Annotated in this window: 14 protein-coding genes and 1 tRNA gene; 12 read left to right on the forward strand and 3 right to left on the reverse strand. The window is 49.5% G+C overall.

Features of this window, described 5'->3' with window-relative positions:
- The first annotated feature begins 1,111 nt into the window (after positions 1-1,111).
- On the forward strand, positions 1,112-1,282 hold the full coding sequence (locus DTHIO_RS21775) for a hypothetical protein (RefSeq protein ID WP_008868596.1): 171 nt from the start codon (positions 1,112-1,114) through the stop codon (positions 1,280-1,282).
- Positions 1,283-1,977: 695 nt separating this feature from the next.
- Here the strand turns inward: DTHIO_RS21775 and uvrA are convergent.
- Positions 1,978-4,728 carry an excinuclease ABC subunit UvrA gene (gene uvrA, locus DTHIO_RS01530; protein ID WP_008868597.1) on the reverse strand — a complete coding sequence of 917 codons (2,751 nt, stop codon included), beginning with the start codon at positions 4,726-4,728 and terminating at the stop codon, positions 1,978-1,980.
- Positions 4,729-4,994: 266 nt separating this feature from the next.
- Here uvrA and hypF point away from each other — a divergent pair, with 266 nt between their 5' ends.
- From hypF to DTHIO_RS01550, 4 genes are all read left to right on the forward strand, one after another.
- On the forward strand, positions 4,995-7,301 hold the full coding sequence (gene hypF / locus DTHIO_RS01535; protein ID WP_008868598.1) for a carbamoyltransferase HypF: 2,307 nt from the start codon (positions 4,995-4,997) through the stop codon (positions 7,299-7,301).
- 1,109 nt (positions 7,302-8,410) lie between these two features.
- Positions 8,411-9,010, forward strand: a complete 600-nt coding sequence (locus tag DTHIO_RS01540) for a DUF8043 domain-containing protein (RefSeq protein WP_008868599.1) — start codon at positions 8,411-8,413, stop codon at positions 9,008-9,010.
- 23 nt (positions 9,011-9,033) lie between these two features.
- Entirely contained in the window at positions 9,034-9,384 is a 351-nt protein-coding gene (locus DTHIO_RS01545) for a hypothetical protein (RefSeq protein ID WP_008868600.1), read from the forward strand.
- 78 nt (positions 9,385-9,462) lie between these two features.
- Positions 9,463-9,539, forward strand: a tRNA-Met gene (locus DTHIO_RS01550).
- A gap of 233 nt (positions 9,540-9,772) precedes the next feature.
- On the opposite strand, the gene DTHIO_RS22605 is transcribed toward DTHIO_RS01550, so the two are convergent.
- Positions 9,773-9,907, reverse strand: coding sequence for a hypothetical protein (locus DTHIO_RS22605; protein WP_008868601.1), 135 nt, complete (start codon positions 9,905-9,907; stop codon positions 9,773-9,775).
- 324 nt (positions 9,908-10,231) lie between these two features.
- Between DTHIO_RS22605 and DTHIO_RS01555 the strand changes: the two genes are divergently transcribed.
- The 4 genes from DTHIO_RS01555 to DTHIO_RS01570 all read left to right on the forward strand — a co-directional run bounded on the left by DTHIO_RS01555 (position 10,232) and on the right by DTHIO_RS01570 (position 11,875).
- The gene (locus DTHIO_RS01555; protein ID WP_008868602.1) at positions 10,232-10,726 is read left to right on the forward strand and encodes a hypothetical protein; all 495 of its coding nucleotides are present in this window, start codon (positions 10,232-10,234) and stop codon (positions 10,724-10,726) included.
- Positions 10,711-11,025, forward strand: coding sequence for a type II toxin-antitoxin system PemK/MazF family toxin (locus DTHIO_RS22855; RefSeq protein WP_008868603.1), 315 nt, complete (start codon positions 10,711-10,713; stop codon positions 11,023-11,025). The genes DTHIO_RS01555 and DTHIO_RS22855 overlap by 16 nt, the downstream gene beginning before the upstream one ends.
- A 372-nt stretch (positions 11,026-11,397) precedes the next feature.
- Positions 11,398-11,643, forward strand: a complete 246-nt coding sequence (locus DTHIO_RS22860; RefSeq protein WP_008868604.1) for a DUF4160 domain-containing protein — start codon at positions 11,398-11,400, stop codon at positions 11,641-11,643.
- Entirely contained in the window at positions 11,627-11,875 is a 249-nt protein-coding gene (locus DTHIO_RS01570; RefSeq protein ID WP_008868605.1) for a DUF2442 domain-containing protein, read from the forward strand. The genes DTHIO_RS22860 and DTHIO_RS01570 overlap by 17 nt, the downstream gene beginning before the upstream one ends.
- Positions 11,876-12,145: 270 nt before the next feature.
- On the opposite strand, the gene DTHIO_RS01575 is transcribed toward DTHIO_RS01570, so the two are convergent.
- Complete coding sequence (locus tag DTHIO_RS01575) at positions 12,146-12,964, reverse strand: tyrosine-type recombinase/integrase (protein WP_161598612.1); 819 nt, start codon at positions 12,962-12,964, stop codon at positions 12,146-12,148.
- Between the two features lie 604 nt (positions 12,965-13,568).
- On the opposite strand from DTHIO_RS01575, the gene DTHIO_RS01580 reads away from it, so the two are divergent.
- The 3 genes from DTHIO_RS01580 (at position 13,569) to DTHIO_RS19390 (ending at position 24,784) form a co-directional block, all read left to right on the forward strand.
- Complete coding sequence (locus DTHIO_RS01580) at positions 13,569-17,192, forward strand: PAS domain S-box protein (RefSeq protein ID WP_008868607.1); 3,624 nt, start codon at positions 13,569-13,571, stop codon at positions 17,190-17,192.
- 348 nt (positions 17,193-17,540) lie between these two features.
- The gene (locus DTHIO_RS19385) at positions 17,541-20,675 is read left to right on the forward strand and encodes a response regulator (RefSeq protein ID WP_008868608.1); all 3,135 of its coding nucleotides are present in this window, start codon (positions 17,541-17,543) and stop codon (positions 20,673-20,675) included.
- 68 nt (positions 20,676-20,743) lie between these two features.
- Positions 20,744-24,784: a response regulator gene (locus DTHIO_RS19390; protein WP_008868609.1), complete on the forward strand. Its 4,041-nt coding sequence runs from the start codon at positions 20,744-20,746 to the stop codon at positions 24,782-24,784.
- Positions 24,785-24,790 lie beyond the last annotated feature (6 nt).

A 24,790-nucleotide genomic window follows, 5' to 3' on the forward strand; every position in this document is an offset into this window, starting at 1 on the left:
TCCCCACCCTGAAACTGTTACGTTATTTTAAGGTAGTTGCCTTAATCAAGCTCCAGTAGGAGTATTTATTCAGATGCATGCGACAGAGTGTTGCCACGCCTCGATCTGCTCCCCTCCTTGGCTAAGGAGGGGTTGGGGGGTGGTTCGATACTTAGCTCCCTTCCTTAACCGGCTTCTTCCCAGGCCAAGCAGGGGAGCTGGACCGTGGCCTGGATTTACTTGGGTGGTGGACTTCTGGAATGTTTATAAGGAAGGGATTTCATACAACCACCCCCGGCCCCTCCTTGGCTAAGGAGGGGAGCTACACCGTGGCCTGGATTTACTTGGGTGGTGAAAACTTAGGCAACTCCCGGAAAATAGAATTATAAACTTGGGTAGGCGGCGACCTTTTAATTTTCCGCATGTTGCCCAGAACTCCCCACCCTGAAACTGTTACGTTATTTTAAGGTAGTTGCCTTAATCAAGCTCCAGTAGGAGTATTTATTCAGATGCATGCGACAGAGTGTTGCCACGCCTCGATCTGCTCCCCTCCTTGGCTAAGGAGGGGAGCTACACCGTGGCCTGGATTTACTTGGGTGGTGAAAGCTTAGGCAACTCCCGGAAAATAGAATTATAAACTTGGGTAGGCGGCGACCTTTTAATTTTCCGCATGTTGCCCAGAACTCCCCACCCTGAAACTGTTACGTTATTTTAAGGTAGTTGCCTTAATCAAGCTCCAGTAGGAGTATTTATTCAGATGCATGCGACAGAGTCTTGCCACGCCTCGATCTGCTCCCCTCCTTGGCTAAGGAGGGGTTGGGGGGTGGTTCGATATTTAGCTCCCTTCCTTAACCGGCTTCTTCCCAGGCCAAGCAGGGGAGCTGTACCGTGGCCTGGATTTACTTGTGTGGTGGACTTCTGGAATGTTTATAAGGAAGGGATTTCATACAACCACCCCCGGCCCCTCCTTGGCTAAGGAGGGGAGCTACACCGTGGCCTGGATTTACTTGGGTGGTGAAAACTTAGGCAACTCCCGGAAAATAGAATTAACAATTAACTGATAACCGATAACTGGCACCCCCCTGAATGGTTACAGTTTAAGCCGTCTGTAAAAAACAAAGAGGAAACAGTCATGAACATACCAATATTCAGAGGCGTTATACTGGGCGGCACCGTGGGCCTGACCGCCAGCCTGATCTTTGGCATCGACCCCCTGCGGGCACTTATCCTGGGAGTTTTGTGCGGCCTTCTGGGTGTGGCCACCCGCGTGGCCATAGAAAACAGAAAAGAAAAAGACAAGTAGAGCTGCACTAACGCGGGCCATGCCCGCAACCCAGTTATCTGTTATTTGTTAATTGTTATCAGGGTAAGGCAGTGAATTCAGGCTTTTGTTCTTCAACAATTAACAATTATGGATGTTCAAAATACCAATATGCCGTTACTGTTCAGACGTATCTGTTTAGCGCTTTGCATGTGGCATGGGGACTGGCTCTTCCGGGACCCACTTGTCCCAAAAAATGAGATGTTTTAAGCACAAAATGATGCTCAAGTGGGTCCCGGAGTGCCTGTCCCCTGCTTTCCTTAAAAGCGCTAAACAGATACTTCAGACATAACCGTTGAAAGCCTGTTACAAAAAACAAGAATTTTTAGACAGGATTAACAGGATGGACAGGATAAGCAATCAGCGGCCGGAAGCCGCAGATTGCATTAGCCATCCGGCACTCATGAATGCCGGAAGAAAGTGAGTGCCGGATTGAAGACCTTTTAGCCCGCCTTCCGGGCGGGATAAAAATGCTTTTCTCTTAATCCATCTCTTAATCTATGCCTGCCACGCGTCTTTGTCGTGGTTAATCCTGTCAAAAAACTCTTCTCTTTATTGTTGCAGACAAAGCATAACTATGGCGGTACATCAGTATTTTTCTGATCCCTTAACTGATAACAATTTCTAATTTTTTATGCCAGGGCTTCAAGAGTAAGTCACTACACTGACTGCCCTTATCAAGTCTCAAGGGATAGAAACCTGCCCGTAACCGACCCGGGGTTGTCCCTGACTTCCTCCGGTGTACCCCGGGCCACAATGTATCCTCCGCTGTCCCCGCCTCCGGGACCCAGGTCCAGGAGATAATCCGCACAGGCCACCACGTCTAAGTTGTGCTCGATGACAATTATCGAAGCCCCTTTGTCCACCAGCTGGTTCAGGACCTGGATAAGCTTGCCCACCTCGTGGGTATGCAGGCCTGTGGTGGGCTCGTCCAGCACGTACAGGGTCCCTGGAAGGCTCTTCTTGGACAGCTCCCTGGATATCTTTATCCTCTGGGCCTCTCCTCCCGAAAGAGTAGTGGCCGGCTGACCCAGCCTCAGGTATTCCAGGCCTACTTCCTCCAGGATGCCCAGCTTGCGCTCCAGGACCGGGTAATTCTGGAAAAATACCCTGGCCTGAGCCACGGACATATCCAGAACCTGAGCGATATTATACCCCCTGTACTCAATGTCCAGGGTCTCCCGGTTGTACCGCTGCCCCCCGCACACCTCGCAGGTCACGAACACATCCGGCAGAAAATGCATCTCCACCCTTATCTGTCCGTCTCCGCTGCAGGACTCGCAGCGACCCCCGCGCACGTTGAAGCTGAAACGCCCCGGCTTGTACCCGCGCTTTCTTGCATCTTTGGTTTCGGCGAAAATATTTCTGATTTCATCAAAGACCTTGGTATATGTGGCCGGATTGGACCTGGGGGTCCGGCCGATGGGTGACTGGTCAATGGGCACCACCTTGGCGATATGCTCCGCCCCTTCAATTCCGGCAATGCTTCCGGGTTCATCCACCTTGAGTCCCCTGGCCAGGGCCAGGTGCTTGTACAGCGAATCCACCACCAGCGAGCTCTTGCCAGAGCCGGAAACTCCAGTGACCACCACCAGCTGGTTCAGGGGAATGTCGCAGTCTACGTTTTTGAGGTTGTTGGTGCTCACTCCGCGCAGAGTCAGGCAGCGACCGGAGTTTCGCCTTTTATCCGGCCTGGGGATAGTCATCTCCCGGCGCAGGTACTTGCCTGTAAGGGTATTGGAACCAAGCAGGGCATCCACGCTTCCCTGGTGCACCACTTCCCCGCCCAGAGCTCCGGAACCGGGGCCGAGCTCCAGTACGTGGTCCGCGCTTCTGATGGTGGCCTCGTCATGCTCCACCACCAGCACGGTGTTGCCCCGGCCCTGGAGTTCGCGCAGGGTGGACAGCAATCGGTCGTTGTCCCTGGGATGCAGGCCTATGCTTGGCTCGTCCAGGACATAGGTCACCCCCACCAGGCCGGAGCCCAGCTGCCCTGCCAGGCGGATGCGCTGGGCCTCCCCCCCGGACAGGGTGGACATGTTCCGGGCCAGATTTATATAATCCAGGCCAACGTTGACCAGAAATTTGAGCCTGTGGCTCAGTTCATTTATAAGCGGCTCTGCAATCCTGGCCTGGGACTGCTCAAATTTCAGGCTTTGCAGCCACTCTAAGGCCTTGTGAATGGACAAACGGGTAAATTCGTAGATGTTTTTCCCGTTTACGTGCACGGACAAGGACTCGGGCCTCAGCCTGGCCCCCCTGCATACAGGACAGGGCCTGGACTGCCTGTATCTGGCCAGTTCATCACGCCAGACCGGGCCGATGGCGAACCCCTCCTCCAGGAGGCTAAGCACCCCCTCGAAACCAAGTTCCTTGTCTCCGGCAAAAAGCGCTTCTAAGGCCTCCGGGGGGAAATCAGCCAGCCGGGTGTCTAAGTCAAAGCCGTATTTGCGGCCCAGGGCCAGCAGGTCGTCCTTGTACCTGGCAAAGACCGCAGGCTTTTTCCAGGGGATGATTGCTCCCCGGTTCAGGCTCAGGCCCTTGTTGGGGGCTATCAGGTCCGGCTCAAAATACTCCACGCTGCCGATACCCGAACATTCCGGGCAGGCCCCCTGGGGACTGTTGAAGGAAAAAAGCTGCGGGCTGGGAGCAGGCATGGAGATCTTGCAGTCAGGGCATACCGCCTGGGTGCTGTAAAAAATGTCCCGGCCGTCCACAATGGACACCAGCAGGCTGTCCTGGCCATAAGCCAGGGCCAGTTCAACCGAGTCGGCCAGCCTTTTGCGCATGTCCGGCTTGTGCACTAAGCGGTCCACCACCAGCTCTATGCGGTGTTTGCGGTTTTTATCCAGCGCGGGCAGAGTGTCTAAGCTCTGGACCTCGCCGTTTATGCGCACCCGGACAAACCCCTGGGACTTGAGCTTTTTCAAAAGCTCCTGGTGCGTACCCTTTTTGTTGTTCACTAAGGGGCTTAAAATCATAAACTTTGTACCCTGGGGCATGTCCATGATATGTTCTATGATGCGGCTGGCGGACTGGGCCTGTACCTCCAGGCCGCACTCGGGACAGGTGGAAGTCCCAAGCCTGGCGTAAAAGACCCTTAAAAAATCGTACACCTCGGTCACCGTGCCCACAGTGGAGCGCGGATTCCTGGACAGGGTATGCTGCTCAATGGAGATGGCCGGGGAAAGCCCCTCAATCTTGTCCACTAAGGGCTTGTCCATCTGCGGCAGAAACTGCCTGGCGTAAACGGACAGGGATTCCACGTAGCGCCTCTGCCCCTCGGCATAGATAATATCAAAGGCCAGGGTTGACTTGCCCGACCCTGAAGGACCACAAAGGACCACCAGCTTGTTGCGGGGAATTTCTAAGGACAGGGACTTGAGGTTATGCTGCCTGGCCCCGCTTATGCGAATTGAATTTTCCATAGTTTATAAAGGTGAAGGTTGTTTATCAGGCAAGGACATGAAGGCTTCTTGTCTTTTCCGGTTTAAAATCTTAAATCAGTTAACACTACAGCGAAACTTATGATTGGCCTCCGGGGACTGGCTCTTTTGCCGCCGAGATTTTTGAGCAGTTGAAGGTTTTCCATCGGCAAAAGTGCCTGTCCCCAGTTGAGATACCATAGTGTATTTTATAAGTTTCGCTGTAGTGTTAATGGCTTCGATTATTATTTTTATCCAAACAGAAAATTATGAGGCGTAAGAGATATATTGTCAATGGCCGGGTCCAGGGAGTAGGCTTCAGGCCCTCTGTCTACCGTATGGCCGCTCAACACGGCCTTACTGGTTCGGTGCAGAACACCTCCCTTGGCGTGGTCATCGAAGTCCAGGGCAAAGAGGAGGCACTGGCCTGGTTTGAAGAAGAACTCAGGGGCAACCCCCCGCCCTTAGCTGAAATTACCCGGATTCAGACAGACGAGACAACACCTGAGGCAGGTGAATCCGGATTCATCATCCTGGAAAGCTCTGCCCTGGAGCAAAGCCAGGTGCTCATAAGCCCCGACTCCGCCGTATGCAGCGACTGTACCCGGGAGATACTGGACCCTAAGGACCGAAGATATCTCTATCCCTTCACCAACTGCACCAACTGCGGCCCCAGGTATACCATTACCGGGCTTATCCCCTATGACCGGCAAAACACCTCCATGGCCTGCTTTGAAATGTGCCTCCAATGCCGCCGGGAGTACAGCGACCCCGGAGACCGGCGTTTCCATGCCCAGCCCAATGCCTGTCCCCAGTGCGGCCCCGGGCTCTGGCTGACAGATGCGGACGGCAACAGGATTTCAGAACATGATTCCCCCCTGAAGAAAAGCGCTTACCTGCTTAAACAGGGCAACATCCTGGCCATAAAAGGCCTCGGCGGTTTTCACCTGGCCTGCGACGCTGCCGATCAGGAAGCCGTTCGGGAACTTCGTCGCCGCAAGAACCGACCGCACAAACCCCTGGCTGTCATGGTCCCGGACATAGCTGCCGCTGTAGAGCTGGCGGAGCTAAGCCCATTGGAAGCAGAAATCCTGCAGAGCCCCTCCAGCCCCATCCTGGCGGTGAAGCCCATCCAGCCCTGCCCCTTGAGCCCCGAACTGGCCCCGGATACAGACCTGCTGGGCATCATGCTGGCATACACCCCCCTGCACCTGGTTCTCTTTGAACACTTCAAGGCTCTGCTCACCCGGCAGGAAATACCCGCCCTGGTCATGACCTCGGGCAACATGAACTCCGAGCCCATAAGTCTTGGCAACCGGGAGGCCCTGGGGCGTCTGGGTCAAATTGCTGATTACTTTCTTCTGCATGACCGGGACATCCTGGTGCGCTGCGATGACTCGGTAATGTGCGCCCGCGGCCCCGGGCCTGCCTACTTGCGTCGGGCCAGGGGATATACCCCGCAGCCGGTATTTCTGTCCCGGGACGGCCCATCTGTTCTGGGCACAGGCCCGGAACTCAAAAACACCTTCTGTCTCACCAGAAATGACCAGGCCTTTGTCTCCCAGCACATAGGCGACCTGCAGAACCTGGAAAACTACGGTTTTTACCGGGAGTGCATAGCCCATCTGCAGCACGTACTGCAGGTCAACCCGGAAATGGTGATCAGCGACCTGCACCCTGACTACCTGAGCACCAGGTACGCCAGGCAGGAGTCCGGTCTGCCGGTGCAGGCCCTGCAGCATCACTACGCCCACATCCTGTCTGTCATGGCTGAAAACTGTTTTGAAGGCCCGTGCCTGGGCCTGGCCCTGGACGGAGCCGGGCTGGGGGATGACGGCACCCTGTGGGGAGGCGAGCTTTTGCTGGTGGACAACCGGGACATGACCCTGCAAAGAGTGGGCAGCTTTGAGCCCGTGCCCCTGCCCGGAGGAGACCTGGCCGTGCGCGAGCCCTGGCGTATCGCTGCCGGCTTTATCCATAGTCTGGGCATGGAGCATTCCGTACTGGCCAGGGATTTTGAGCAAGGGCTGACTAAAGAGGAGATGCTTTTGAGGCAGATGATAGAAAAAAACATCAACTCCCCCCTCTCCAGCGGGTGCGGTCGTCTTTTTGACGCAGTGGCCGCCATGCTCGGGCTGGTCAGAAGCATCAGCTACGAAGGCCAGGGGGCTGTTCTCCTGGAAAAAATCCAGTCCCACGGACAAGAAACCGCATACGAGCTGCCGGTTCACCACCGCAATGGGCTTGGCATTCTGGACACCCTGACCCTGTTTCGTCAAATTCTGAAAGACCATATTAGTGGCCTGAGCCCGGCCATAATCAGCCGCAGGTTTCACCTGTCCCTGGTCCGGGGCCTGTGCCTGTGGGCCGCGCAGGCAGGAAACGCCACCGGCATCAGGACCATAGGCCTTAGCGGCGGTGTCATGCACAACCTGACCCTGGCCCGGGAGCTTGAAGCAGGTCTTGTCCGGAGATCGTTCAATGTTTTGACGCACAGATTCCTGCCCCCGGGAGACGCCTGCGTCAGCCTGGGCCAGGCCGTGTACGGCCGGCATCTTGCACGCCTGAAAACATAAACCTGCAGTGCTTTTCCCTTGTAAAACCCTTAGGCGCTGTCAGAAATTTCAAACCAACATGCTGGTAACTTTATCTGACATCCTGCTCCCCTGTATAGGCTTAAGTGCACGGCGTAAACTCCCCTCCTTAGCCTGGGAAGGGCCGGGAAAGGAAGGGAGCTAAATATCGAACCACCCCCAGCCCTTCCTTAACCAAGGAGGGGAGCACATCGAGGGGCGACAACACTCTGTCGCATGCATCTGCATAAATACTCCTACTGGAGCTTGATTAAGGCAACTACCTGAAAATAACGTAACAGTTCTAGGGTGGGGAGTTCTGGGCAACATGCGGAAAATTAAAAGGTCGCCACCCACCCAAGTTTATAATTCTATTTTCCGGGAGTTGCCTAAGCTTTCACCACCCAAGTAAATCCAGGCCACGGTGTAGCTCCCCTCCTTAGCCAAGGAGGGGAGCAGATCGAGGCGTGGCAACACTCTGTCGCATGCATCTGAATAAATACTCCTACTGGAGCTTGATTAAGGCAACTACCTGAAAATAACGTAACAGTTCTAGGGTGGGGAGTTCTGGGCAACATGCGGAAAATTAAAAGGTCGCCGCCTACCCAAGTTTATAATTCTATTTTCCGGGAGTTGCCTAAGCTTTCACCACCCAAGTAAATCCAGGCCACGGTGTAGCTCCCCTCCTTAGCCAAGGAGGGGCCGGGGGTGGTTGTATGAAATCCCTTCCTTATAAACATTCCAGAAGTCCACCACCCAAGTAAATCCAGGCCACGGTGTAGCTCCCCTCCTTAGCCAAGGAGGGGAGCAGATCGAGGCGTGGCAACACTCTGTCGCATGCATCTGTCAAACACTCCATCTGGCTCGTGATTAAACTTCCACCACCAAAGTAAATCCAGGCCACGGTTTAGCTCCCCTCCTTAGCCAAGGAGGGGTCGGGGGTGGTTGTAACCGATCCCTTCCCTATTAACAATTAACAAATAACTGAGTTGCGCGCGTACCCCGCTTTAGTTAAACCTCAGTGGCATGCAACTTGAATTAAGAATTTCATACAACAGTTGCAGCAAAATTTTCCCTTTCAGAAGTTATTTCATTCCCCCAAGGAGGAGCAGATGATAATTATCGACGGCCATCAGACCGATTTCAACGTAAGCAATTTCAACAACCTTGAGGACCTCCTGGTCAAGGTCATAAAGGACAGGGATCTGGGAGAGAGGGTGGTCACGGACGTCCTGGTCAACGAAGAATCCTTTTCGGAAATATACCCGCATCAGGCAGAGGATGTGGACACATCCGACATAGAAAAGGTGGAAATAAGAACCATGGACTCCATCACCATGGCCATGAATATCACCAGAGAACTTTACAAGGTGGTCACCCTCATGTCCAAAGGCGGGTCCGAAGTGGCGGAACTGTTCAGACAAGGGGAAGAGACCCGGGCCCTGGAAATGTATCAGGACCTTCTGTCCGTGGTGCGTGACTTCATGAATACCGTCACTGTGCTGAAGCAGGATTACCAGCTCACCAGCCAGGAGGATCTGGACAAGGGCATTGAAAAACTCTCTGAACTGTTCAGCGAGATGATCGAGGTCCAGGAAAAAAATGACTGGAATCTCCTGGCGGACCTCCTGGAATACGAATTCCTGCCCTTAGTGGATACCTGGAAGAAAATCGTTTCCGAACTCAGGGCAGAAGTCCGCCAGGCCGCCTGATAAACCCTGCAAAGGAGTCAAATATGAAAGACGGACCTGCATGCCTGGATATAGCCCTGGAACTGGGCCGGGAGGAATTGACCCACCTGCAGGAGGCAAATCTGGATGAAGCGGAAAGACTTTCCCTGAAGCGCAAGGATGTGATGGACAGGGCCTTTGCGGCCCCTCCTGTACAGGAAAAAGACGAATTCCTGGAAAAGCTTGATCGCCTGCAGAACCTGCAAAACAGAATAACCGCCTCTGCCAGAGAGCTGCATGCCACTCTGAGCCAGGAGCTTAAAAAGATAAGAACTGAAAACAAGAGATTTACAGGCTACAGAAAAGCTTCCACGGTTACGCCCATGTTTAACGCCAAGCTGCACAAAAAAGGCTGAAAAACACTTGGGGCTGCACCTTGCAAATTTAATCCTTGACACAGCCAGAGCAAATCATTATAAATATAAATTCGTTGATGCGGGGTGGAGCAGTATGGTAGCTCGTCGGGCTCATAACCCGAAGGTCATCGGTTCAAATCCGGTCCCCGCTACCAAGAAAATCAAAGGCTTAGAGGCAACAGCTTCTAAGCCTTTTTCATTTTTGATACCCGATTGCTACCCAACAAAAAAAACCGGGGCACCCCAAAGGAGCAACCCGGCCTTGTGCTAATTTTTTTCAGAACCTATCCTGCCTTTTCCTGCTGCCTGGCCTCTTCATATTGTCTGGCCAACTCCTTTGGTTTGACGGTTACGCCGGGGTTAGTGGTGGAGCACTGCCCCGGAATTTTTATTTATCCATTTCCTTTCCCTCTCTAAGCCGTTCCACGCACATGAGCAGCAGGGCCTTGATAGTCAGACCCATTTCAGCCACCAGGACCTTCAACTTTTTAAATACGCTTTTTACACAAAAGCTGTCAGACATTTTTTGCAAAAAACCATACGGGAAAAAATATTTTTTAAAATAAAAAAGACTAATAAAATCAGCACATAAACAAAAAACTTGGAGTTAATTCGAATTTTCCGGTTCTAAGTGAAAGAGGCTTGCTGGACACTCATATAATGCCACTAAGGATTAGTCTTGAAGCTGTTTTTTTGGGTTATTTTTTTTAAAATCTTGACATCAGGATCGAAAGCAACTTACCTTTTATCCAGAGGCAAACTGAACATATCTAAACTAAATATAAATCAAGCCGATTAGATTTTTGGTAACATATCATCAAACCTTAACCTTGATGGGGTGGTTAAAATGAAAATGGGTGCACCAAAGACGATAACTGAAGAATTGATGAACAAAATCTATCAAATGTATGATTCAGGGATGATCAATGAAATTACTTTACAGAGCATTGTTAATAAAGCTAAGCCATTAGCTTGCATTGAGCCAGTTCATTATGAATATATCATGGGCGCAGTAGCATGCCTTCGAAAAGATGAGACTTCTATGAGAAAGTGCTACAATAGAGTGTTAACTAACCATCCAGACATACCAGAGTCTCATTATAATTTTGCTCTTTCTTTATATAAGATAAACAAATATCTGGAAGCTTTGCATCAAGTAAACATAGCTCTTAACCTTCAACCTGATTATGAGCCTGCACAAAATTTAAAGAAGAATATTGAAGATCACATCGAAAAACAAATGTGGGATGGCATCGAAAATGATACTGAGGAAAGCTTATTAAGCTTTTGCGCGAACACAACTATGGCTCTCGAGAAGAATGATAGTTGCGAGGTTCAATAGTCCTTCTTCCGTTTCCACATACTGATCTGTCGACAGCGAAAATAAGACCTGCGCTGGTTTTGAAAAAGCTAGATGGCAGTGATGCAATACTATGTATGTTAACCACTAACTTATCTAGCAAACACGCTATTAAGATAAGCCAGAAAGATGTTAAGCAAGGAACCTTAAAAAAAGAGTGCAATGTTCGGCCTGATAGACTATTCACTGCTGACACTGAGACTTTTATCGATAAAGTCTGTACGTTAAATGACGTCAAAATGGAAGAAATTCTCCAACAAGTAACAAGTCTGTTTTCTTAGGATGTCTTTATTAGTCGACAGCTTTAAGGGAGATCTTATCGCTGACGGCATAAAGATATTAACTGTTTATGATGCTCACATTTTCTTGTGTTAATACGTCCTATACCTGATGCGCCTGCAAAAAGTCGGAGTACGAGCAATTTAGCAATAAAGCAAGCTCATAAATATTAGTTTTTATTGACTCCTGACCCCTGTCACCTGACCCCTGTCACGCGTCTTCGCGTGACAAAAAGGATTTTTTGCAGTTGCATCATTAAATACCGTTTGTAGTCTGCACATTAAGGGTTTGAGGACTATGGCAACTAGCCCTCAATTGACTGGTACTCAAAAATATGCAACTTGAATATAATGAATATTCGGCGGAGGAAATGAATGGCCCCTGTGGTGCTTCGTTTTGAGGGCTTAAAATTCTTTTTTTATTCAAACGAGGGCATACCTCCTGAGCCTGCTCATATTCACGTAAGGCAAGGGGGTTCTGAGGCCAAATTCTGGCTGTCTCCTCACATTCAGCTGGCCAGAAACCATGGCTTTAACGCTCAAGAACTCAGCAAAATCGCCCGCTTGACCGCAGAGAACAATGAATATTTGCTGGAGGTTTGGCATGAATATTTCTCCTAAAGGGGTCATAGTAGACAAGGATCGCCTCTGGGTGGAGTTGAACGACGGCCGTACAATTGGAGTGCCCCTGGCTTGGTTTCCCCGCTTATTGAATGCTTCTCCTGAGCAGTTGCAAAAATACGAGCTTAGCCCAAGAGGTGTGCACTGGGAAGAACTTGACGAAGATATTTCCATTCAGGGTCTTCTGCTTGGGCAGGGTGATTTGACCCTCAGACATAGAGAAGTTGCATAAACTTTAGATCCTTATATGTTGTTCCAGGCAGCCTGACAGTTGCCATGCAAAGAGACCGGGAGAAGTTCCTCAAGGCTGGCATGAATGACTATCTGGCCAAGCCGGTACGGTTAGAAGACCTGGAAAAGGCTCTTGCCAAGTATGCAGAATAAAGCAGGCGAGCAACATAACGGCTATGGGATGGGAGTAGTCCGGTATCAGATTTGAAAGGAATACTAATCCAAGGCTTGAATGGGTGGGGCAGGCAGCTAATCCTGCCCCGGGTTGATTTTAACGGTAGATATTTTCAATCCAATGCAGCGCTTCAGTATCGCTGACCTTGCCCAGATACCGCTGTGTGGTGGCCAGGTTGGCATGCCGCAGGATGACCTTGCTCACAATTTCCAGAGGAGCCCCAGCACGTGAGGCGTAGGTTGCAGCATGACGTCTCAGGTCGTGGGGGCACAGATTAATGCCTACAGCTTGACCTGATTTCTTGACAATAGCTCTTGCACCAGTGTAACCAATAGGAAAAATGCGCTCGGCTGGAGAAATCCCATTTGATCTGATATATTCCCGAAGCCGCTCTGCTACTTTCTTGGGGATAAAAACCACTTCGGATTGACGGCCACTTTTGGGTCTATCAATGAAAAGCTTTCTATCATCAAGATCGTCAGCCCTCAGCTTAAGGACCTCGCCAATCCGCATTCCCCCTCTGGCCATCAGTTCGAGCATTAGCCTGTTTCTGGGGTTGTCCGTTCTGAAAATAATTTCATCGACCACATCCTTTTCCAGTATGTTCCATTGTCTCCCGGTGGGATCACGAAAGGATTTTCTCAGCACCTGGGTATGGCAAGGGTTGGGAAGCTTTTCATCAACATTTGCGGTTATGAAATTGAAAAAGGCCTTGATAAGGGTGAACTTGAGTCGCTTCGTGCTCTGCTTTTGTCCTTCGGTGTTTTGGACAAGGAAATTAAAAATGTCCTCTGAGGTGACCTGACTAATCTCCTTTTCTCCGAGATGACCATCAAACTTGTGAAGCAAGATCTTATAATTCTTAATTGTTTTTTCCCCAGAGTTAATCCTCTGGTAACCCATAAACGCTTCCACAGCCTTTGAAGTGCTCATAGCTAACCTCCATTGGGTTGCAGTTACCCCAGTTAGGGAAATCTGAGGACAAGACTACCATTCCCAAGGTGCATTTGCCAGGAGGTCAAACTGGCATGCTGGAACGTTATGTCTAATTTCATCAGAAGTGCAGACTACCTGCAATCCGAGTCTACTGCTACATGAAAATACCGGCAGGTATAGTAGCTGTTTTGGTATTTTTCCGACAATAGCCCATCACAACCTTTCGTGCACCACCGGCTTCCAAGCGCCAAACACATACTCCAGCCCCAGGAAGTCATGGTCAAGGTAAGTTTATTGCTAATGCATGACTGCAATTCCAATAAAAAAGGTATGTTTTTATAAAAGATAATTCAGTCTTAGAATCCTTTTATATTACCAGTTGATATATAACATCTTTTTTGTAAAATTTTGCATTTTGCCAGATGCATTACAAAAAAAATGTAGAAATTTTAAATCGGTTATGGCATTCAGTTTAGCAACAAAGTGCAGATACAAATATAATGTTGCCAATGGGTTGGCTTTAATACTGATTCAAAGATATTAATCCTGCCTTTCCTCAATTATTCAAGCCAGGGAGCTTGTTATGTCCCAAAGGACCTCCCCGCCAACGGACCAAGGCTCACTCGAGCAACCTGTCTTTGAGAATCCTCAAGAAATCCTGATGAATGCCCCTGTGGGTATTTTTACCACCACACCTGACGGACGCTATTTATCCGTCAACAATACCTTTGCCCGGATGCACGGCTATGATTCTCCCCGGCAGCTCACGGACTCCATTACAGACATAGCAACCCAGATCTATGCAGACCCTGCTGATCGGGATGAACTGCAAGGCATGCTTGAAAAACACGGCCAGGTCACTAACTTTGAGTGCCGGTTGCGGCACAGAAGCGGCAGAATTTTCTGGGTGTCTGAAAACATCAGTGTGATTAAGGATAAAGACGGAAATATCACTGCCTACCAGGGCTTTAATCAGGACATCACCGAGCGCAAACAGATAGAGGAGGCCCAGCAGGAGTCGGAAGAAACAATCAATGGAATCATAGATTCATCTCCATTTTCCATCCAAATGCTTGACCCACAAGGCTATACTGTTTGCACCAATCCAGCTTTTAAGCGGCTCTTTGGGGCTGTTCCGCCTCCTGATTATACAATTTTTAACGACCCCAATTTTGATCGTTCCGGACCTGAGTATGATCTTCTGATGCGTTTTGCAAAGGGCGAACGTATCAGTTTCTCAGAACATTTCTACAATACTCGCCGGATCTCCTCACACTTGCCAGACAACCCCTTATGGCTTCGGGTTGAAGGTTTTCCTTTGCTGGACAAGGCAGGCAAAATCAAGAACCTGGTGCTTATGCATGAGGATATTACTGAGTATAAGCAGGCGGAAGAAGCAAGAATTGCAAGTGAACAGAAATTTAAAAACCTCATCGAGAAATGTCCTGCCTCTGTTATGCTGCTTGACCATCAGGGCCGGGTAGAATTTGTTAATGACTGGCATATAGAAAAATTTGCCAACAACAAGCTGGGCAAGGAATATTTTCTGGGCAGGTCCATACACGAGCTTCCCGGCCTGGTCAGTGCCGGAGTGGATACAGAGATTTCCCGAGTATTCCAGGGGGACGATGTTGAACTGGAAAATGTATATTTTCCCGAGTTTGCTGTGGGAGGTTCCGGATGGGTAAATATCAGAGCGGTGCCTGTTTATCAGGAAGGACAGGTTGCAGGCGGTATTCTGCTCCGGGAGAATATTACTGCACGAAAAAAAATGGAAACTGCTCTACAGCAAAGTCAGCAAAAGCTCAGATCGCTGGTGGAAAATACCCAGGACGTTATATACTCTCATACACCTGAAGGGCATTTTACTTATCTTTCTCCTCAGGTATCAGATCTTTTAGGCTACGAAGTCCAGGAGCTATTAGGCAAAAACTTTCAAGACCTTGTTCATCCCCAGGATCTGCCGGTGGTGCAGAGGGGGTTGGATAACGCTCTTAAAACCGATCATAATCATGGCGAAGTAGAATATCGCCTGCTGCACAAAGACGGCCATTATCGCTGGTTTCATGTACGTGTTTCTTTTCAGCGAAACTCTGAAGGAGAGATTGAGTCGGTATTGGGAGTGGCCCGGGATATTACTGAACGTAAGCAGGCAGAGGAGCTTCTGCGGGAATCAGAAGAGCGCACCCGGCATTTGAATGCAGTGCTGAAGGCCTATAACCAGGTCAATGAGGTGATTTTCAATGCCAGGGATGTAACCTCGCTGCTGCAGGAGGTTTGTCAGGCTCTGATTTCCACCAGGGGATATTATAATGCCTGGATCATCCTTCTGGACAAAAACCAGAATGTCACACATTTCGGCCAGGCGGGTCTTGATGATGAGTTCCAGGAACTTATTGACGGCTTTCAATATGGAAAGAAGCCTGCATGCGCTCTAAACGTATCAACCTCGCCAGGCCTGCAGGTTGTCATGGATCCGGGCACTGATTGCGAGGGCTGCCCTTTGGCTGAACAATATTCAGACAGATCCGGCTTCTCTGCACGCCTGGAGGTTGAAGGGTTTGTCCTTGGGCTGATCACAGTTTCAATCCCTGCAAACCTGGCCGGAGATTTAGAGGAGCAGGATTTGTTCAACAGCCTGGCCTGGACCATAGCCCAGGGAATTCAGAGAATCCGCCTGGAAAAGATCCGCCGCAGTCAAAGAGAACGCCTGAAGAATTATGAGCGGATCATCTCCAGGATCAATGATGGTATGGCTATAGTGGCTCCTGACTACAGGTATATAATTGTCAACGATGCTTACCAGCGGGAATTCGGCAAGCCACGTGAAGAGATTGAAGGACATACCGTGGAGGAACTGGTCGGGAAAGAAGTATTTTACAGCAAGATCAAGCCTCGTCTGGATACAGCATTCGCAGGTGAAGAGGTGGTCTCCGAGGACAGTTTTCCGGGACTGGACGGTGTTTTGAAGTATAAGGTGATGAACTATTATCCTTTCTATGAAAAGGACGGGAGTGTCGCCGGAGTCGTGGCAACGGGTAAAGATTTTACTGAGCAGAAAAAGGCCGAGGATGCTCTCAGGGAAAGTGAGGAGCTGTTACGGACTGTCAATGAGACAGTAGGCGAGGGAATAGTTCTTAAAGATGCCTCGGACAGGTTCGTCCACTGGAATAAAACCGCTTCAGATATTTTCGGACTGGATATTGAACATGCCAGAGGTCAAACTCCAGAGGTGTTTGATATAAAGTTCATTCACGAAGATGGAACCGAGTATGCTGGAGACGATTTCCCTTCTCAACACACATTACGCACTGGAGAACCTTGTAACAATGTAATCATGGGGATCAAGCGCAACAATCAGTCCACAACATGGCTGAAAATAAACACCCGTCCGATTTTTACGCCTGGCGAGGCAAAACCGTATCTTGTTGTCGTTTCTTTCTCGGATATCACCGAGCGAAAGCATGCTGAAAAAATACTCAAGAGCATGAACCAGCAACTTCAGAAGTCCAATGTTGAAAAAGATGAGCTTTTTTCATTTGTGGCCCATGATCTCAAGGCTCCCATTGCAGGGTTCTTGAGCTTAACCGAAATACTGAACAAGTATTTCGATGATTTTTCCATGGACGAGTTAAGGGAGATGCTCAGTGAAATGCATAAGAGTTCGGAAGGTCTGCATGCTCTCCTGGAAGACCTCCTGCAATGGGCTCGAGTCAAAAAAGGGATGCTTGTATATACACCAGAATCAGTCTGCCTGAATGATCTTGTAACTGCCGGCATTTCTCTTGCCAGGAGCGTGGCTGACAAAAAGGATATTGATCTCTGGAATAATGTTCCCAGAAGGATGAACCTGTATGCAGATCAGAAAATGATATACTCAGTTATTCGCAATCTGCTTTTCAATGCACTCAAATTCACTTATCAGGGTGGAAACGTGTCCATCCACGCCCATAAGCAAGGCTCCATGGTCAAGATCATGATACATGATGATGGAATGGGCATGGACCAGGACACAGCGGCCAGGGTGTTTGCCATCGATAAAAGAAAGTCTGTCAAAGGTACTGATGGTGAAAAAGGAACCGGCCTGGGCCTTGCTCTGTGCAAAGAGTTTGTGGAGCAGCACGGAGGACGGATATGGATAGACAGCGAGCCTGGCCAGGGAACAACTGTTAATTTTACAGCACCTTATGACCAAAACAGCTGTTGAAACAGCAGTTGATCATGATCCAGCTTTGTACTTTAAAATTAAAACACATAAATGGGTTTTTTGATGCCATCCATTTAATTAGTTTCCATCCGGAAATTCTTTATTTCCGGATGCTGAAACTGATGGTTTTCTTTCCGGAAACGAGGAGTTTTTTCTTTTGGCAAGGAAATCAAGCAATTATGAGGAGGCGTATCTTAATACGTTGACGAATAATTGTGCAGATTGACCACGCGAGGCGCGTGGCAGGCTCAGCCAAAGGGAAAAAGAACCGTTTCCGGATGAAAACTAATTATATTCGTAACTTTGGCACGGCCTTAGCCATCTCGCATTGTATCCAGGGAGGCATTAATGATCAGTTCAAGCCAGACTTTTTTAAAGGCAGATATGTTGAAAAGCACCGGGATTACAGAGAAAAACGGCCCCCGTTCTATTCTTATTGTGGATGATGAACCGGAACAAAGAATTATCATCAAAAAAATCCTTACTTCTGCCGGTTACCGGGTTCTTGAGGCTGAATCAGGTGTTGAGTGCACAGAGCTTATTCGCAGACAGCAGCCTGACCTGGTTTTGCTTGATGTCAAACTTGGCGATGAAAGCGGCCTGGATATCTGCAGGCAAATAAAGACCGATTCTGATATTGCAGACACCCATATCATGTTTTTGTCCGGGGTGAAGACAAGCCCTCAGGAACAGGCCCGGGGACTCAGGGCAGGTGCGGATGGCTACATAGTCAAGCCGGTGAACAAAGAAGAGTTTCTGGCCAGGATTGAGGCCTTGATGCGTGTTGTACACACAGAGGAAAGGTTGAAGGAAAGTCAGCATAGACTTGTGTCGGCACAGCGCATAGCAAAAGTCGGGGATTTTATCTGGGATGTGCAAACCGGGAATATAACCTGGTCGGACTCTCTATATGAGTTGTTGCAGTATGACAGGTCCCAGCGAATAGATTATGAGACAGTCAAAAATCATGTTCATCACCCTGATGATGTCCAGGATATTGCCGACTGGCTGAAAAAATCCCTGGCATCCGGGGAAAAAGACCTGCCACCCATGGAATACAGGGTTTTTCGAAAGGACGGCCAGATCTTATACGTAAGGACCACAGGTGTTATTTACTACCAAAATAACAAAGCTTCCAGGGTGTTTGCCACTGTACAGGACGTTACCCAGCAAATAATGGCCCGAGTGCGCTTGTCTGAAATCAATGAGTGCCTGCTCAGCTTAGGACCTGATTTTAATGAAAACATTGAAAAACTTACCGCTCTTTGCGGCAGAATCCTTGGTGCGACCTGCGCACTTTATAATCGTCTTGAAGGCGATCTGCTTTGTTCAAGAGGACAATGGCAGACTCCTCCCGACTACCACCCTGAAGACACCCCCCAGGGACATATCTGTTTTGATGTAATTCAAAAGGGGAGTAACAGCCATGTGGTGGTTACCAGCCTGCAGGAAACGTCATATGCTGATACTGACCCTAATGTCACAAAGTACGGATTAAAAACATATATCGGCCAGGCTGTGAGACAAGGCGACAGTTATGTGGGCTCCATCTGCGCGGTCTACCAGACCGACATCATACCTTCAGAGGATGACCTGCACGTTCTAAGACTCATCGCTTCAGCCATTAGTGCTGAAGAGAACCGTAAGCGTGCCGAGGAGGCCTTACGGGAGAGCGAGAAAAAATATAGACAGTTGTTTGAAAATTCGCCGATTTCCTTGTGGGAACAGGATTTTTCAGAAGTCAAAAAGCGCCTTGATGAGCTTAAAGCTCAGGGGATAAAAGATCTTGAGGCTTATTTGAAGCAACGGCCTGAACTGGTTTGGGAAATGGCCGGACTGGTAAAAGTCATAGATGTCAATCAGGGAACATTGAATTTGTATAAAGCAAACTTCAAGGACGAATTATTAGCTGGAATATCCAGGATTTTTGGTAAGGAATCCTATGCTGATTTTTTGCAGGGCCTGTTATTAATAGCATCCGGAGAAACCAGCTTTTCTTTTGAAAGAGAGCATGTGACCCTGGCTGGTCAGAATTTGAAAACACAGCTCTACTGGTCTGTCATTCCTGGATATGAGGTGGATTATTCCCGTGTACTGGTCTGTATTGTCGATATCACCGAGCTTGTTAACATTCAGGAGGAATTGATTCAGGCCAAAGAGCAAGCCGAGGCCGCAAACCAGGCCAAATCCGAATTTCTGGCCAACATGTCTCACGAGCTGCGTACGCCATTCAACGGCATAATGGGCATGATGCAGGTGTTGCAGAACACGGACCTGGATGATGAACAGCAGGAATTCGTCAATCTGTCCATTCAATCATCTGAAAGGTTCGCCCGCCTGCTTTCGGATATCCTGGAACTGTCCAATATAGAAGCGGGCAAAATGATCATCTGCCCTGCACATTTCAGCCTCCAGGAACTGCTTGAGTCCTTATCCGGTCTGTTTTCGGCAGAAGGCCATCAAAAGGGACTCGCCCTGGAATTTTTAATGGACTCCAATGTTCCGGCAGAAGTCATAGGAGACGCGACCCGGGTCAAGCAGGTTATGTTCACCTTAGTGGGCAATGCCCTGAAATTTACAGAACAAGGGTCCGTGCAGGTCCAGCTGACCCCTCTATCTGCGACCAAAGGAGGAGATGTCAGGGTGCAGTTTTCCGTCTTCGATACCGGAATCGGTATCCCTGAGGACAGGTTGAGTGATCTGTTCAACCCCTTTGTACAGGTGGATGGATCGTATACACGCAAATACCAGGGCGCAGGCCTTGGCCTGTCCTTAGTCAAACGCCTGGTGGATTTGATGAACGGAAACATTTCCGTTGAAAGTGAAGTGGACCGGGGGACCACAGTGCACGTGGTCCTGCCCTTTGCCTTGCCGCCTGTAGATCACTTAGAATCTGCTATTGCAGCCGCTAATCAGCAAGATTCGAAAAAGCACTTAGATATCCTGCTGGCAGAAGACGATAACTTGAATCAGTTATTTATGAAAAAGATGCTGGAAAAGCAGGGCCATAATGTCGTCCTGGCCAATAACGGGCAGGAAGCCGTAGACCTTTTCCAGGAACAGAACTTTGACTGCATACTCATGGACATTCAAATGCCTGGTATGACCGGGGTGGAGGCGACGCAGCGGATAAGAAGCATGGAGCATGGGGCATGGGGCCCCAGTGAAACCCCAGTCTGCGACAGGGAGCCCTTTGGGCTGTTTCACGGGGCAGGCATGGAGCATGGCGCAGAAGTCAGAGGTCAGGAGACAGAGGACGGAGACCAGACGTCAGAGATGGGAAAACGTATCCCGGATTTCCTCAATACCTCAATTCCTCAATCCCCCAATCCCCGAATTCCAATAATCGCTGTAACCGCCCATACCCAGCCTGGTGACCGGGAGAGATTTCTGGAGGCCGGAATGGATGATTACATAGGCAAACCGGTGAATCACGAGGATTTTCAAAGGGTGTTCAGTAAGTTTTTTGGGCAGGAGCATTAACAGCAATAACTGCGGAGTGCCTGTCACCTGCTTTCTTCTGAACTACTTATCCAGCCTTGGAGATAGTGATGTCAACGAGACCAACCAGCTTAAATGACCAGGATCAGTCTGAGCAATCTGTCTTACCGGATGCTCAGGACATCCTGGATAAAGCCACCATCGGCATTTTTAAGACAACTCTTGAAGGTCGGTTTATTTATGCAAACCGAGCCCTGGCTGAAATATTCGGCTACTCATCCCCCCGGGATCTTATCGCTTCAGTAACCGATATTGCAACACAGTTGTTTGCTGATCCAGTTCAGTGGGAAGAGGTCAGGCATCTTCTGGATCTGCACGGGATAGTCAAAAATTACGAGTGCAGGCAGATTCGACGGGATGGTACAGTATTCTGGGCATCAGGGAGTATTCAGGCTGTAACTGATGCCAAAGGAAAAGCCTCCCATTTCCAGGGTTTTGTTTCAGATATTTCAGACAGAAAGCTTGCCCAGGATCAATGGCAGTCCACTTTTGAAGCCCTACCTGACTTGATTGCCCTGGTAGATAATGACCATCGCATCCTGAGGGTTAATAACGCCATGGCCGAGCATCTTGGTTTACAACCCAGGGAAATTGAGGGACGTTTCTGTTATGAAGTAGTTCACGGATTGTCGGCTCCCCCGGATTTCTGTCCACATTCCAGAACGTTGAGAAGCCGGAATGAGGAGAATGCAGAAGTTTTTGAAGAAAGACTGCATGGGTATTTTAATGTCACCACTACACCTTTTCGAGATGCCGGTGGATTTATTCTGGGCAGTGTGCATGTAGCCAGGGATATAACAATCCAGAAACATAAACATGATGTAATGCAGCAGGCTATAGAGGAGTCCAGACGTTCTGAAGCTCATCTTTCCAGCATGTTTGAGTCGGCAAGAGCCATACTGACAACTAAGGACTTTCCATCCGCTGCCAGGCATATATTTGACAGTGTGTCCAGCCTGATAGGCTCCAGTGCAGGCTATGTGGCCCTGCTGGCCGATGACGGCCGGGAAAATGAACTGGTTTTCCTGGAGTCTGGAGGAAGACCCTGCTATGTAGATCCGGCGCTGCCCATGCCCATCCGGGGGCTCAGGGCCCAGTCATACAGCCTGAATGCTGTAGTATTTGAAAATGACTTCATGAACAGTCAATGGATGGACTTCATGCCGCCGGGGCATGTTCAGCTGGACAATGTTCTTTTTGCTCCGCTTGTTCTGGACGAAAAAACCGTGGGGATAATCGGACTGGCCAACAAGCCTGGTGGATTTACAGAAAAAGACGCAAATGCCGCCAAGTCCTTCGGGGACCTTGCAGCCATTGCTCTACGCAATTCCAGGAATCTGGAAAAGCTTGCCGAAAACGAGCAGTCACTCAACTACCGCCTGGATCTGCAACGCCTGCTCATGGACCTGGCCATGGACTTTCTCAATGTTCCAACCGACAACCTGAATCAGGCTACTGACAGAGCTCTGATGCGTCTGGGGCAATTCACCGGGACTGACCGGGTTTATATTTTTTACTATGATTATGAAAACCATGTCATGACCAACACCCATGAATGGTGCGCCCCTGGAATAGAGCCGCAAATTGACAACCTCCAGAAAATCCCTCTTGCTCTCAACCCGGAGCATGTACGAATGCACAATGAAGGCCGGCCTTTTTACCTGCCCGATGTTTCTAAGCTTGATAATAATGACCCTTTTAGACTTCACCTTGAATTTCAGGATATACAGTCTTTGCTGGCCATTCCTCTTATGGGTCCTGAAGGATGCCTGGGGTTTGTCGGCCTGGATTCGGTCCGGTCTACCAGGACATGGTCGGATTCCGAGATAAATCTGTTTGCATTACTGGCAAAGCTGTTGGTCAATGCCCAACTCAGACAGAGCAGGGAGCAGGACCTTAAAGATGCCATGGAGCAGGCTGAAATAGCCACTCAGGCCAAGTCTGAATTTCTGGCTAATATGAGCCACGAAATCCGTACTCCTATGAATGGTGTGATCGGCATGACGGATCTCTTGTTGGATACTGAGCTGCGTCCGGAACAGAGAAGCCTGGCCGAATCCATTCAGAGCAGTGGCGAGGCCTTACTGGCCCTGATAAACGATATCCTGGACTTTTCCAAAATCGAGGCCGGTCGTCTGGAACTGGAAAGCGTGAACTTCAACTTGCACTACTTGCTTGAAGATCTGGCCTCTCTTATGGCTGTACGGGCTGATGAAAAGGGTCTGGAACTGATCTGTCTGCCTGATCCGGATGTACCGGCCCAGGTCCAGGGCGACCCCGGACGCCTGCGACAGATACTGACCAACCTGGTGGGCAATGCCATCAAGTTTACTCACCAGGGAGAGGTAGTGGTCATGGTGCAGAAGTCAGAGGCTAGAAGTCAGAAGTCAGACAACAGTGCAGATGATGTCCTGCTTCTCTTCACAGTCCAGGACACCGGCATTGGTGTTCCTGAAGACAAGATTGATCTTCTTTTCAACAAGTTTTCCCAGGTGGACGCATCCACCACCCGCAAATTCGGGGGTACAGGCCTTGGCCTGGCTATTTCCAGACAACTGGCTGAAATGATGGGTGGTGAAGTCGGGGTCCAAAGTGAATACGGCCGGGGTTGTAAGTTCTGGTTCACGGCCCGGCTCACCCTGCAGAAGAAGCAGGAAGAGCCCCTGCCTGCTCTGCCACAGGATCTGCATGGTGAGCATATACTTATTGTCGATGATAATGAAACCAACCTGGAAATTCTGAAAAAACAGCTTGAGGCCTGGGGAGTAGAGGTAGAGCAGGCCTCTGAAGGTCACGAAGCCCTTCTCATTCTGGACAGGGTATACTCAGAAGGCAATTATTTTGCCATGGCCATTCTGGACATGCATATGCCCGGTATGGATGGAGCAGAACTCGGCCGGCTTATAAGAAACACTGACATACTTAAGGACCTGCCTCTGGTAATGCTGACCTCTCTGGGACGTCCCGGTGATGCCAAAATTTTTGAAGAACAGGGCTTTAATGCCTACCTGAACAAGCCCGTCCGCCAGTCCGAACTCTTTGATACCCTGCTGACGGTTCTTTCCAGTGCCGGCAAAGCCCCGGGCCATTCCATCATCACCAGGCATCAGGCCCGGGAGATAAAAAGACAGCAATCCGAGCTGATAAAATTTAAAGGCCATGTGCTTGTTGCCGAGGATAACCCGGTCAATCAGAAAGTGGCTGTCGGCCTGCTTAATAAAATGGGGCTGAGTGCGGACATTGTAGATACTGGACTGAAGGCGGTTGAGGCCTTGCAGAACCAAAGCTATGATCTGGTACTTATGGATGTGCAGATGCCGGAAATGGACGGACTGGAAGCGACCAGGCGCATACGCGCTGCAGAGGACAGAAATCAGAGGTCAGAAGTCAGAAATCAGATATCAGAGGAAAGAAATCAGAGTACAGGCGACAGAAGGTGGGAGAGCCAACCCCTGAACCCCTCAACCCCAGAATACCATAATCCCTCAATCCCAAAATCCTTCAATCCCAAAATTCCTCAATCCCTCAATCCCAAAATCCCGATAATCGCCATGACCGCCGGAGCCATGCACCAGGACCGGGAAAGGTGTTTAGATGCCGGTATGGACGATTATGTCACCAAGCCTGTCAACCCGGGTCAGCTTGCCACTGTTTTATCCAGGTGGCTGAAAAAAGAAAACAGCTTCATTCCTCAACAATACGGAAGCATAGATAACAGTGCATGCCACTTTCAGAAAGCAAGCAATCCTTCAAATCCGCCATTTGATTACAAGTCCTTATTGGACCGCCTTGAGCAGGACCATGAGCTGGCCAGGGAAATTGCAAATATGTATCTGCAGGATATCCCTGCCAAAATAGAAGAACTGCAAAAGGCTCTGGAAGACAAAGCAGTACAGAAAGTCCTGCGCGCAGCCCACTCCATCAAGGGTAATTCTGCCAATACCGGTTGCATGGCCATAAGCGCTATAGCTGAAATGATGGAAAGCCTTGCACAATCTGGTGAACTTGACAAGGTCGCAAACCTTATGCCTGAACTGAAAAGACAGTTTGAAATCTGCAAGACTGAAATAGAAAAAATTCAGGACACTTAAATCCCA

The sequence above is a fragment of the Desulfonatronospira thiodismutans ASO3-1 genome, from assembly GCF_000174435.1.
GTDB classification, from domain to species: Bacteria; Desulfobacterota; Desulfovibrionia; order Desulfovibrionales; family Desulfonatronovibrionaceae; genus Desulfonatronospira; species Desulfonatronospira thiodismutans.

Excerpts from the sequence above, each read along its gene's own strand:
- hypF (WP_008868598.1), top strand. The coding sequence starts at position 4,995 with ATGAGGCGTAAGAGATATATTGTCAATGGCCGGGTCCAGGGAGTAGGC.
- uvrA (WP_008868597.1), bottom strand. The coding sequence starts at position 4,728 with ATGGAAAATTCAATTCGCATAAGCGGGGCCAGGCAGCATAACCTCAAG.
- DTHIO_RS01555 (WP_008868602.1), top strand. The coding sequence starts at position 10,232 with ATGAAAATGGGTGCACCAAAGACGATAACTGAAGAATTGATGAACAAA.
- DTHIO_RS22860 (WP_008868604.1), top strand. The coding sequence starts at position 11,398 with ATGGCCCCTGTGGTGCTTCGTTTTGAGGGCTTAAAATTCTTTTTTTAT.
- DTHIO_RS01580 (WP_008868607.1), top strand. The coding sequence starts at position 13,569 with ATGTCCCAAAGGACCTCCCCGCCAACGGACCAAGGCTCACTCGAGCAA.
- DTHIO_RS01545 (WP_008868600.1), top strand. The coding sequence starts at position 9,034 with ATGAAAGACGGACCTGCATGCCTGGATATAGCCCTGGAACTGGGCCGG.
- DTHIO_RS22605 (WP_008868601.1), bottom strand. The coding sequence starts at position 9,907 with ATGTCTGACAGCTTTTGTGTAAAAAGCGTATTTAAAAAGTTGAAGGTC.
- DTHIO_RS19390 (WP_008868609.1), top strand. The coding sequence starts at position 20,744 with ATGTCAACGAGACCAACCAGCTTAAATGACCAGGATCAGTCTGAGCAA.
- DTHIO_RS21775 (WP_008868596.1), top strand. The coding sequence starts at position 1,112 with ATGAACATACCAATATTCAGAGGCGTTATACTGGGCGGCACCGTGGGC.
- DTHIO_RS01570 (WP_008868605.1), top strand. The coding sequence starts at position 11,627 with ATGAATATTTCTCCTAAAGGGGTCATAGTAGACAAGGATCGCCTCTGG.
- DTHIO_RS01540 (WP_008868599.1), top strand. The coding sequence starts at position 8,411 with ATGATAATTATCGACGGCCATCAGACCGATTTCAACGTAAGCAATTTC.
- DTHIO_RS19385 (WP_008868608.1), top strand. The coding sequence starts at position 17,541 with ATGATCAGTTCAAGCCAGACTTTTTTAAAGGCAGATATGTTGAAAAGC.